Source organism: Streptococcus sp. HMSC072D03, from assembly GCF_001812855.1.
Classification (GTDB): Bacteria; Bacillota; Bacilli; order Lactobacillales; family Streptococcaceae; genus Streptococcus; species Streptococcus salivarius_D.
Genome location: NZ_KV810634.1, coordinates 118,390 through 129,343 on the forward strand (window position 1 = coordinate 118,390; position 10,954 = coordinate 129,343).

Sequence of the window (10,954 nt, forward strand, 5' to 3'; positions counted from 1 at the left end):
AACCACCATTGTCAGGTGTTTTATATAGTTTCATTAATCGGTTGTATATGTTTTTGAAACGACGTCCCAAGAATCGCTTGAACCGTCAATACCACCATAGGCTTCGAGTTGCCCCTTCTTATCTACACGGAAAAGAAGAACATCATTACCATAGGCATCATAAAGTTGAGCATAAACTAGGTTATCATCATCATCGGTCCAAGAATAGACTTTCCAACCTAGATTCTTATAATTTTCTCCTGTTGACCCTTGTTCTTTAGCATAAGTAGAAACTACCCAGTCTTCTAACTGTTGGTCAGACAAGGATGAGGTATCAACTTGAGAGGATTGATTATCAGATGATGCTGCTTGTTCCTTACTTTTAGCTAACTGACCATTTTTCCATGGATTTGTTACACTCTCTTTTTGGTTATTACTATACCACATCAAGGTAACCACAGGAATAACCACTGCAAGTACTGCAACAACTCCAATTACCCATCTAATGATTTTAGGATCTTTGAGTTTATCAAAACTCGAAACTTTTCTTCCCTTTGTAGTTTCATTTTTACGACGTCTAAATTCGCTCACAGCTTTTTCCTCTTTTTCTTGAAAGTAGTCCCTTTTTTTCTTTTCCTCTTGTTCCAAGAGTTTTTGCACTTCCCTACGACCCTGCGGATCACTCGTTTGAGCCAATGAAATCTGCAACTGAAAAATACGATTATCCAAAGCTTGCTCATATTCTTTGGCTGCTTCTCTATCACCATTATCAGCTAAGGCTCTCAGATACTCTTCATTACTGAATTCAGCCATTCACTATATCGCTCCTGCTTCTAAATCGTTTCTTCTATTTTCTTAAAGCCTGAGACTTTTGTCAAGTTACTAGTTTGTAACAAATTCTTACAGCTGTAAAAAGCCGAAGAAAGTCACATTCTCCAGCTTATTTCTTGGTTGTTTCTTTATAATACTTACAATAACTTTGAAGAGGACATGTCTGGCACTTAGGATTCTTAGCTAAGCAATGATAGCGTCCAAAGAAAATCATACGGTGATGGCTGATAATCCAATCCCTCTTTGGGATTTTCTTCATCAGTTCCGCTTCGATTTCCTCTACACTAGCATCCTCTGGCACGATATTTAGCCTTTTAGAAACACGTGAGACATGGGTATCTACAGCAATAGAAGGGATGCCATAGACTTCAGCCAATACTACGTTAGCTGTTTTTCGTCCCACACCAGGTAGACTTTCCAATTCCTTATGCGTTTTCGGAACCTGTCCATCAAAATTCATTAAAACAGCTCTAGCAGTCTTGATGATGTTCTTTGCTTTATTTTTGTAAAGACCAATCGTTCTCAAACACATCTCAACGTCATCGAGATTAGCAGAAGCCAAATCCTCAATTCCTGGATAACGCGCCCACAAGCCTGGTGTGATCTTGTTAACAGCCTTATCAGTTGTCTGGGCTGATAAAATAACAGCAACTAATAGTTGGAAAGGCGTTTCCCACTCCAGCTCTCCATGAGCGTTTGGAAACATCTCTCCCATGAGAGCTAGAGCCTCATTAACACGTTTTCTTCCTAACATTATTGGCCACCCCATAATTGACGGGCTGCATCCATTCCTGTTTTGAAGTCATCCGAAACTTGGTGATGTTGCTTCTTACCTTGATGCTCCAAACGACGCTCTTCAACTTGAATTTTCGTCGTAATACCACTCAATTTCCAGTTACGCAGAACCCCTTTGATGTAATTCCAATTTGTCTTGCGGTTAAATACTGCTTCTTTCAAAGCCTCACGGATAAGTTCGGGATCAGTATGTTCTTCTTGGATTTCCTTGTTTAAATCTTCGATAACCATAGGATTCAAGATTCCCAAAGCTTGTTCTAACTCATCTGTTAATTGCTTGATGAGCTGTGTATTTGTTGGCTGACCAACTACAGGCCCGGTCGTTGTCTTTTCATTGCTCACTAACTTGTCCAAAACTGCCAAGGCAGGTGAAGCATCTACAACCATCTCAATTTCATTATTAACCTTAATAGTCGTGAAATCAAGGAGCCCAGCCTCAGTCAATGTTGTAATACTTTTATTAACCTCAGTTGGTGTCTTTCCAGTTGCTTGCGCTATCTGGCTTGAAGCCACTTCTCCAATCTGAGTTGTCGTTTGTAGATAGAGAAACTGCCAAACTAGAAAGTCATCCGCAGATGGAAAAATATCCTTAAAGTGGAAAAATAAAGCATTAGGAAGGACCAGATTGCCTGATCGATACTGTTCAAAAAAACTCATATTTACCTTTCAGAATAGCTAGACACCCCAAAAAGTCTTTATGCGCTCACATAAGTCTTTTGAGATTGTCTACTACAAATAACCGTAGAATGAAAAATCGTCTTCCAACTCTTCTAAACGATAAGGTGTTTCTTGATATACCGCATAGTTAATCCAATTGCTAAAGAAGGCAGATGCCGCAAGATTCCAACGAAGTTTAGGCTCCTGACTTGGATCATCCTCTGGGAAATAGTTTGCCGGTACGTCTGGATTAATCCCTGCATCCAAATCTCTTCGGTATTCTCTGGCCAGAGTATCACGGTCGTATTCAAAATGACCGAAACTATATACTTCACGAAGGTTCTTACTTGCTAAGATGGATAAACCGACCTCTGGTCCTGACACAACAATATCTAAATCCATCTTGTCTTTAATATCCTCGAGCGTAACCTCAGTATAGCGTGAGTGTGGTGACACAAAGCTATCATCAAAGCCATTCATAAGGAAGTTTTCAGGCATGTCAACCGTTTGTTTATAGATACCAGATAATTTCTCTGACAATGGGACCTTGTCGACACCATGCTTATAATAGAGACCTGCTTGAGCTCCCCAACACAGATGAAGGGTTGAATAGACATGCTTTTTAGACCAGTCAAAAACCTGTGTCAATTCTTGCCAATAATCAACTTCTTCAAAAGGCATTTGCTCAACAGGAGCTCCTGTTACAATGAGACCATCATAATACTTATGCTTAATTTCATCAAAAGTCTTATAAAAAGTTTCCATATGTTCAGCATGGGTATTTTTTGACTTATGACTAGCCATATAAAGAAACTCGACGTTAATTTGAAGTGGCGTATTGGCCAAAAGACGTAGTAATTGAGTTTCCGTAACTTCTTTAGTAGGCATAAGGTTAAGGATTAAGACCTCCATTGGTCGAATATCCTGGCTACTAGCTCTGTTCTCATCCATGATGAAGACATTTTCCGAACGCAATACATCAAGAGCTGGTAACTTATTATCAAGTTTTATAGGCATAACAATATCTCCATCCTTATTTATTCTATCTTCATATTATAAACCGGGGAGGTATTGTTATCAAATATATATTTTCTCTAGTTAGCTATAGCTTTAAACTATATTTAGAGGCCACCTTTGTTTTAAAAGAGTTAAAAAGGCCCTAAGGCCTTTTGTTAGTTCGTAGATAGATTTATCCTGGGAAGTTCATCAATACTTTAGTATCGTAACCTTCGATAGCATCACGTCCATTAAGACCATCAAGCTCAATCAAGAAGGCACAACCAGCAACGACACCACCTAGGCGCTCAATCATTTCAATTGTAGCTTTAACGGTACCACCAGTTGCCAAGAGGTCATCAACGATAAGTACACGTTGGCCTGGCTTGATTGCATCGGCATGCATACAAAGTGTATCAACACCATACTCTTTTTCGTAATTGGCTGAAATCACTTCACGTGGCAATTTACCAGGTTTACGAACAGGAGCAAAACCAATACCAAGTTCAAAAGCAACTGGACAACCAACGATGAAACCACGCGCTTCAGGACCAACAATCATGTCAATCTTCTTATCAGTCGCATACTGAACGATTTCACGGATAGCATAGCTATAAGCATTTCCATCAGCCATCAAAGGACTAATATCACGGAAAGTAACCCCTTCTTTAGGGTAGTTTTCAATAGATGCAATATAATCTTCTAATTTCATTTGTTCTTCCTATAGGCTTTTCGCCAAAAAAATATTTACATATCATTATAGCATGAAATAGTAAATTTAGAAAATGCTAACCCTCATTTCGAGACGAATCCTTTGGATTAAGACTCCCTACTTATAAAGCCAATCATAAATTTCCTGTGGTGTTCCCAGAGCCATGAGTTCTTGGAACTTAACTAGTCGTTTCAGATCTTGGAAAATCTGACTGTCCTCAATCTCACGTTTTTCAGCTTCTTTATTGACTGTCATAACACCATTATCAATAGTCACAAAATCCAATTCATCAAAGATTTGAATCATCTTAATCAGAAGAATCTTGTCGATTTTAAGGTAATGACTGAGTTCATCCAGTTTATAACGGACATCGAACTCTGGGAATTGGTAAATGGTTTTGTAGAGCCTTGCAAATTGCTCTCTTGTTCCATAACCTGTCAGATAATAGGCTTCCTTAATACTATTTTTAAAATAGATAGCCTGAAAATCTTTACCTTCAAACCACTCTTTTAATTCTGTCGCTGATTCAGGTAGGGTGTTGAGGATAACCGCAGGCTCTGTGTCTGCTGCTTCTTCTACCGATGGTAGACCTTCAGGAAGTGCCATATTTTTTGAGCGGAAATCAAATAATTGAACACCATCTACACGCGCATCTTCTAGCATGAGCTGTAGCGTTGTCTGACCATTCCAAACATTAACAGACAAGGTCACTGCCAATTCCAAACCTTGAGCTTGTTGAAATTCTTGAAGCAGATTACCTTTATTAAAAGCGACAACGTCAAAGCTATCCTTGCCTTGCTTCACCTTAAACTTAAGATGGGCTCCATTTTGTCCCATTGTCCTAGCTTGAGTAACGGTAATATCATGTAGCCAAAAGACTGGCTTTTTATTATCCATACCAAAAGGTGCTAGTTTTTCAAGGCTCTTAATGGTATCCAAGCTAAGCTCACTGAGTTGGAGCTCCTCGTCTAAATTAAGCGTATTTTTGGCACTTGTATCAATGTCATTATCGTAGACATAATGACACAAAATATCTGAGAGTTGACCAAGATTTTCCTCTGGAAGGGTCATCCCAGCCGCTCCAGCATGTCCTCCAAAAGCAGTAAAGATGTCTCGGTGGTCATCAAGGGCATGAAAGATATTGATAGATTCCAAACTACGGGCCGAACCCTTAGCCAAGCCATCTTCAATATTCAAAACCACTACTGTCTGGCTGATTTGTTCCATGATGCGCCCCGCCACAATACCTAGAACGCCAGGATGCCAACCTTCCTTGGCTAAAACCTGAACTGATTTGTCCAAGTCTACCATGGTCATAGCTTCATCAAAGATTTTTTGAACAACTTCCTTACGTTCTTCATTTTTAGCATTGATTTCCAAAGCAATGGCTTGAGCCTCCTCATCGTCAAATCCGGTCAGCAATTCAATGGCTGGATTTGGATCATCTAAACGTCCCAAAGCATTGAGTTGAGGAGCCAGTTTAAAACCTACCGTTTCTTCGGAAATCGTTGTTGGGTCCACATCTGAAATGCGGAGCAATTCTTGAAGCCCAATTCGCTCAGTAGTCTTGAGAATTTCCAGGCCGACCTTGACCATAATACGATTTTCATCCGTTAGGCTAACCATATCAGCAATGGTACCAATGGCTACCAAGTCCAACATCTCTGTAGGAATAGTTTCAAGGAGGGCAGCTGCCAATTTGAAAGCTACACCACATCCTGCCAAATACTTAAAAGGATAATCGGCATCCGGATGCTCTGGATGGACAATGGCGTAGGCATCTGGAAGTTGTGCCGGCATACTATGGTGGTCTGTAACGATAACGTCCACACCTTGCTCTTGCGCATAAGCAATAGCCTCATTACCCGCTACCCCATTATCCACTGTAACAATGAGTGAAATGCCTTCCTGCTCAATGAAATACTTGTAGACACTTTCATTTGGCCCATAACCATCTGTAAAACGGTTAGGCAAATAGACTCGAGCCTCAGCTCCCATCATTTCAAGAGCTTCCTTGACAATCGATGCTGACGTCATCCCATCCGCATCATAGTCTCCATAGACTAAGATTTGCTCATAATTTTCAATGGCCTGACGAATTCTAGCCACTGCCTTGTCCATATCATGAAGAAGATATGGATCATGAAGGTGTGATAAATCAGCCTTAAGAAAATCTTCAAGAGCCTCTTCTGTCGTCACGCCACGTTCATAGGCAATCTTGGCTGCTGTCTCTGCCAGCCCATGTTCTTTAGCAAGTTTAAAAAAGCCAGCATCTGGCTCTTTTGTGTTTATTTTCCAATCATACGTTGATGTAATCATGTTTTTATATTTTCTCCCTGTCATCTAGTCAACCTATTATAACATGAAAAAATTTATCATAGTGAATAGAAGCCTAAGTTTCCTAGAAAGAGAATGGAAAACATCGAAAGGTGCTTCGACTCGTGGTACATTTCCAATTAATACCTACTTTTCTAGACTAAATAAAAAACTGGGTATTGCTCCTTATTTGACTTATGTTTTCTCAAATATTCTTCTCTTCTTTTTATCTAGCTCTATTCTACTATCATTTTCAAGTAATATTAGAAAAAACAAGAAAAAGATTCCCTATTTGGAAATCTTTTACATCAATATTTATAAATCATCCCTGTACAAGCTTGCTCTGAAAGTTCGATAAAGCCCAGAGATTGGTAAAAAGCTAGATTTTTCTCGCTACGTTCAGTGACAAGGAGTCGTTGATAGACATTGGGAAAAGTTGCTAAAGCCTCTTCTAAGAGTTTCTTTCCGATTCCTTGGCGCTGATGATCTGGTCGCACCAAGAGGTCCTGCACCAAAAGAACAGAGTGTCCATCTCCTACCAAGCGAATGTAGGCTACTAACTCTTCCTCATCATAAACTGCCAACTGCCAGAGACTAGCTTTGACAGCTTCTTCTAGCATAGCTGGGTTGTTGGTATAATTGGTCCAGCCGACTGAACTGTACAGTGCGAGTAGGTCTGTTATCGCTGGAATCTCTTTTTTATAATTTAACATCTTAACTCCTTTTTAACCTATAATGCTGGAAGAAGGCGATATCCCGATAAGGGGATTCTTGGCAGACCGCCAGCTCCATCTTGAGCATAGACTCTCGCCATCCCTCTTGGTCTTTGAAGCGATTGTCCTGCAGGGCGTATTATACCTGTCCTCCGGGTTTCCGGATGGTTTCTAAATAGACTTGAATATTGACTGCCATTTACCATTCCCCTATTTGTAGTTAAACACATTGGTAGCTAGTTTGTCCGAGATGCGTGGAAATAGCGTATATCCTTTGTGCGCAACCGCTAATAGTCGTGGCAAGTTAACTTCACGTTTGTTTTTGCCCAGAATACGGACAATATTTTTAGCCACGTATTTAGGACTGAGGACAAACTTTTTAACACTCTCAAGATAGGCTCCAGAGGGATCAGCTTGATCAAAGAAGCTTGTCTCAATTGGACCAGGATTGACTGTAGTCACATAGACTCCTTTATCAGCTAGCTCCAGACGCAGGGCATCTGAGAAGCCAATTACCGCAAACTTTGTCGCTGCATAGACACTTGAGTTGGCTGTCGCAATTTTCCCCGCCATACTGGCGATGTTGATGATATGGCCATGGCCTTGCTCCACCATTTTCTCAGCCATCAGACGTGAAAAGGTCATCGTCGCAAAGGTATTGATATCAAACATATCACGGATCTCTTGGCTAGTGTAATGATCATAAGACTTGAATTCACCGAAACCAGCATTATTGATAAAGACGTCAATACGTCCAAATCGTTGATAGAGATAATCTACCATTTTTTTAATGGTATTGTCGTCTCTAAGGTCAATGGCAAGACAGGTTTTATTTTCCACATGACGATAACATTTCTCAAGTTTATCCTTATCTCGTCCTAAGAGGATAATGCCATCACTGGGTGAGAGCTGCTTGACAATTTCTTGTGCAAGCCCTCCTGAAGCACCAGTAATAGCGATAATACGTTGTTTAGCCATTAAATCTCTACCTCTTCTAAGTCACGAACGATATGGGTGTTTTCGAAAATCGTTTTGGCATCTGCTGCCATCTTACCGATATCACGCCCCAAGAAACGAGCTGATACGTGATTTAGAAGAAGACGTTTAGCTGACGCATCCTTAGCGACTTGTGCTGCTTGCATGTTGGTTGAATGCCCATGGCTCTTGGCAATTTTTTCATCGCCCTTACCATAAGTAGACTCGTGCACCAAGACATCTGCTCCCAAGCCAAGACGAACACTGGCATTCGTCTTACGAGTATCACCTAAGATAGTAATAACCTTACCTTTCTTAGGTGCGGAAATAAAGTCCTTGGCAATGATTTTAGTTCCATCTTCAAGAACCACATCTTGCCCATTCTTAATTTGACCAAAAAGAGGACCAAATGGCACACCTGCTGCTTTAAGGGCCTCAGCATCCAAGGTTCCTTCAAGATCCTTTTGAACCACACGGTAACCAATACAAAAAATGGTATGATCCAACTTATCTGCATAAACAGCGAATTTGTCATTTTCCATAACCAAGCCTAGCTTATGCTCATCAATTTCCTTAAAATGTACATGGTAAGGGAGGCGTGTCCCAGAGGTACGAAGACTGGTCATAACGTATTGTTTAATACCAACTGGACCATAAACCTCTAAATCTGTTTGTTCTTCACTAGATTGGAAGGAACGGCTAGCCAAGAAACCAGGTAGGCCAAAGATATGGTCTCCATGCATATGTGTGATAAAGATTTTTTTAACTTTACGAGGTCTGATTGTTGTTTCTAAAATCTGACGTTGGGTACCTTCTCCACAGTCAAACATCCATACCTCATTGATTTCATCGAGTAACTTCAGAACCAGACTCGACACGTTACGGGCCTTGGAGGGCTGCCCGGCACCCGTCCCTAAAAATTGTAATTCCATGACTTCCTATACTTTCTATCTATCGTTCTTCTTATTTCTGGACAATATAAGCCAGGCATTCACGCTGAGCAAAGCCATAATAAACAGTTTGCCCTTTATATTGAGACAAAAGTTCCACTAATTCATCTTGATTGAAGCTAGCCAACTTAATGACATTCCCCTTCAACTTAGTTACACGACTAAGTAACTGTGTCTCAGGTGTTAACTCTTCCAATACTTCTTCGTCAAAATCAACCTTGGCCATCTTAATTTGAGTGCCTTCAAGATAAACCTTATACTGCGGGAAAACTTGAGCAAGCTCAAACAAAATGCTAGCCGTTGGAACCTCTAAATGCTCGGCAAAGACTAAGGCCACCTCATCAGCATTTTCATAGCAAAATCCATAAGATTTTCCTGACAAATTGAGACGAATAAAAGGCTTGTGCTCATCAAAAGATGGTACAGGGTTAAAGAGGTTCAACTCCTTTGAAAGGTCCAAATAGTAATCCGTCGCTGCTTCAGGAGATTGTTTTTGGTAAATCTCTGCAAAATAAGCATTAATCACGCTTGGTGGTGGCGTAATGAAAGCCAATTTTTGACTGTCCGAAAGGTCTGACAAGGTATTTTCCAAATAGACCTTATCTAAACTTGTAAAACCACCATATTTTAAAGCTAAATCCATATAATCAGTCATAAAATTCTTCCAATTTCCATTTATTTTTCGGTGAAATATAACCTGTAATTTCTTCCACTTCTGTATCAAAAGTGTAGCTATCTAGTAAGGCTAATTGACTCAATTGATAAAGTTTATACGCTTGATCCTGATGGACCTTAATACTAAAGGGTTCAAAAATCTGTTGAATTTCGTCAATCAAGAGTCTTCTGAGGGCCTCACGACTTCCCTTGTCACGTGCTGAGAGACGAACATTAGGAAAGACTGTTGCTACTAGATTATCAGCTACATCCATCTTATTGTAGATTGCTAGGCGAGGGATATCAGTCATGTCTAAGTCTTTGAGAATGTCTAAGACCACCTTCTCATGCTCTTCGTGATTAGGATCACTCGCATCAATAACATGCAAAAGAAGGTCCACATTACGACTTTCTTCAAGAGTTGACTTAAAGGCAGCAACCAATTCTGTTGGCAAGTCCTGGATAAAACCAACCGTATCTGTCAAGGTCACTTGAAACTGATCCTTTAAATAAATTTTCTTAGTCGTTGCATCCAAGGTTGCGAAAAGTTCATTAGCCTCATATTGCTTATCATCCGTCATAAGGTTCATGATTGTTGACTTCCCAGCATTGGTGTAACCTATCAAGCCAATTTTAAAGGTACTTGAATCAACACGCTTTTCGCGAATGGTTTCTCGGTTCTTCTCAACAACCTTTAACTGGCGTTCAATATCAGCAATCTGGTTACGAATCGAACGACGATTAAGCTCCAACTGACTTTCACCAGGTCCACGGCTACCAATGCCCCCTGCTTGACGGCTGAGCATAATCCCTTGACCAGCTAAACGGGGCAACATGTATTTTAGTTGAGCTAAGTGAACCTGAAGTTTTCCTTCATGGCTTCTAGCCCTCATGGCAAAGATATCCAAAATTAATTGCATACGATCAATAACTTTTACGCCAAATGCTGCTTCAAGATTGGTATTTTGACGAGGCGTTAAACGGTTATTGACGATGACAGTGCTAATCTCATCCGCATCCACCATGGCCTTGATTTCTTCTAATTTTCCTGAACCTACGAAAGACTTACTATCATAGCGTTCACGTTTTTGGGTATAGCTAGCTACAACCTCTGCTCCTGCAGTTTTGGCAAGACTGGCAAGTTCCTCCATTGACATGTCAAAATGCTCTGTTTCTTGCAATTCAACACCTACTAAAATAGCACGTTCTTGCTGTTTGGCTGTCTCTATCATAGCAAACCCCTTTTCAAAATAGTCAACTTCTATTATACCACAGGCAGGGGCAAAGAAAAGGTCACAGACCTTAATTTTTTTCAAAGAAAAACAAGTTGGATTAACCAACTTGTTCAGATTGAAGACAAAGTCCTCAGAAGTTAT

11 protein-coding genes and 1 pseudogene are annotated in these 10,954 nt (G+C 40.3%); all 12 read right to left on the minus strand.

The annotated features are described in order from the left end of the window. Positions 1–33: 33 nt before the first annotated feature. A complete protein-coding gene (locus HMPREF2877_RS02950; RefSeq protein ID WP_014634318.1) occupies positions 34–792 on the minus strand; it encodes a hypothetical protein in 759 nt (252 codons plus the stop codon). A 127-nt stretch (positions 793–919) separates the two neighbouring features. Beyond that, the gene (gene nth, locus HMPREF2877_RS02955) at positions 920–1,564 is read right to left on the minus strand and encodes an endonuclease III (protein WP_070578600.1); all 645 of its coding nucleotides are present in this window, start codon (positions 1,562–1,564) and stop codon (positions 920–922) included. Then, positions 1,564–2,262, minus strand: a complete 699-nt coding sequence (locus tag HMPREF2877_RS02960) for a DnaD domain-containing protein (RefSeq protein ID WP_014634316.1) — start codon at positions 2,260–2,262, stop codon at positions 1,564–1,566. The genes nth and HMPREF2877_RS02960 overlap by 1 nt, the downstream gene beginning before the upstream one ends. A 72-nt stretch (positions 2,263–2,334) precedes the next feature. Beyond that, positions 2,335–3,279 carry a homoserine O-acetyltransferase MetA gene (gene metA, locus HMPREF2877_RS02965; protein ID WP_070578603.1) on the minus strand — a complete coding sequence of 315 codons (945 nt, stop codon included), beginning with the start codon at positions 3,277–3,279 and terminating at the stop codon, positions 2,335–2,337. Between the two features lie 172 nt (positions 3,280–3,451). Further along, complete coding sequence (locus HMPREF2877_RS02970; protein WP_002884049.1) at positions 3,452–3,970, minus strand: adenine phosphoribosyltransferase; 519 nt, start codon at positions 3,968–3,970, stop codon at positions 3,452–3,454. A 117-nt stretch (positions 3,971–4,087) separates the two neighbouring features. Then, the gene (gene recJ, locus HMPREF2877_RS02975) at positions 4,088–6,289 is read right to left on the minus strand and encodes a single-stranded-DNA-specific exonuclease RecJ (protein WP_070578605.1); all 2,202 of its coding nucleotides are present in this window, start codon (positions 6,287–6,289) and stop codon (positions 4,088–4,090) included. Positions 6,290–6,594: 305 nt separating this feature from the next. After that, positions 6,595–6,999, minus strand: coding sequence for a GNAT family N-acetyltransferase (locus HMPREF2877_RS02980; RefSeq protein ID WP_064521295.1), 405 nt, complete (start codon positions 6,997–6,999; stop codon positions 6,595–6,597). A gap of 1 nt (position 7,000) precedes the next feature. Next, positions 7,001–7,138 (minus strand): annotated as a pseudogene (locus HMPREF2877_RS11390) (class I SAM-dependent methyltransferase); the annotation flags it as partial. 71 nt (positions 7,139–7,209) lie between these two features. Next, positions 7,210–7,977 (minus strand): SDR family NAD(P)-dependent oxidoreductase, encoded by a 768-nt coding sequence (locus HMPREF2877_RS02985; RefSeq protein ID WP_070578608.1) that lies wholly within the window; start codon positions 7,975–7,977, stop codon positions 7,210–7,212. Next, positions 7,977–8,906, minus strand: coding sequence for a ribonuclease Z (gene rnz / locus HMPREF2877_RS02990; protein WP_045001803.1), 930 nt, complete (start codon positions 8,904–8,906; stop codon positions 7,977–7,979). The genes HMPREF2877_RS02985 and rnz overlap by 1 nt, the downstream gene beginning before the upstream one ends. A 31-nt stretch (positions 8,907–8,937) precedes the next feature. Further along, positions 8,938–9,579: a cystathionine beta-lyase gene (locus HMPREF2877_RS02995; protein ID WP_070578611.1), complete on the minus strand. Its 642-nt coding sequence runs from the start codon at positions 9,577–9,579 to the stop codon at positions 8,938–8,940. Next, a complete protein-coding gene (gene hflX / locus HMPREF2877_RS03000) occupies positions 9,572–10,810 on the minus strand; it encodes a GTPase HflX (protein WP_070578614.1) in 1,239 nt (412 codons plus the stop codon). The genes HMPREF2877_RS02995 and hflX overlap by 8 nt, the downstream gene beginning before the upstream one ends. Between the last annotated feature and the right edge of the window lie 144 nt (positions 10,811–10,954).

Coding starts and splice junctions, on each gene's coding strand:
- HMPREF2877_RS02960 (WP_014634316.1), bottom strand. CDS start 2,262: ATGAGTTTTTTTGAACAGTATCGATCAGGCAATCTGGTCCTTCCTAAT.
- hflX (WP_070578614.1), bottom strand. CDS start 10,810: ATGATAGAGACAGCCAAACAGCAAGAACGTGCTATTTTAGTAGGTGTT.
- nth (WP_070578600.1), bottom strand. CDS start 1,564: ATGTTAGGAAGAAAACGTGTTAATGAGGCTCTAGCTCTCATGGGAGAG.
- HMPREF2877_RS02980 (WP_064521295.1), bottom strand. CDS start 6,999: ATGTTAAATTATAAAAAAGAGATTCCAGCGATAACAGACCTACTCGCA.
- HMPREF2877_RS02950 (WP_014634318.1), bottom strand. CDS start 792: ATGGCTGAATTCAGTAATGAAGAGTATCTGAGAGCCTTAGCTGATAAT.
- recJ (WP_070578605.1), bottom strand. CDS start 6,289: ATGATTACATCAACGTATGATTGGAAAATAAACACAAAAGAGCCAGAT.
- metA (WP_070578603.1), bottom strand. CDS start 3,279: ATGCCTATAAAACTTGATAATAAGTTACCAGCTCTTGATGTATTGCGT.
- HMPREF2877_RS02985 (WP_070578608.1), bottom strand. CDS start 7,977: ATGGCTAAACAACGTATTATCGCTATTACTGGTGCTTCAGGAGGGCTT.
- rnz (WP_045001803.1), bottom strand. CDS start 8,906: ATGGAATTACAATTTTTAGGGACGGGTGCCGGGCAGCCCTCCAAGGCC.
- HMPREF2877_RS02970 (WP_002884049.1), bottom strand. CDS start 3,970: ATGAAATTAGAAGATTATATTGCATCTATTGAAAACTACCCTAAAGAA.
- HMPREF2877_RS02995 (WP_070578611.1), bottom strand. CDS start 9,579: ATGACTGATTATATGGATTTAGCTTTAAAATATGGTGGTTTTACAAGT.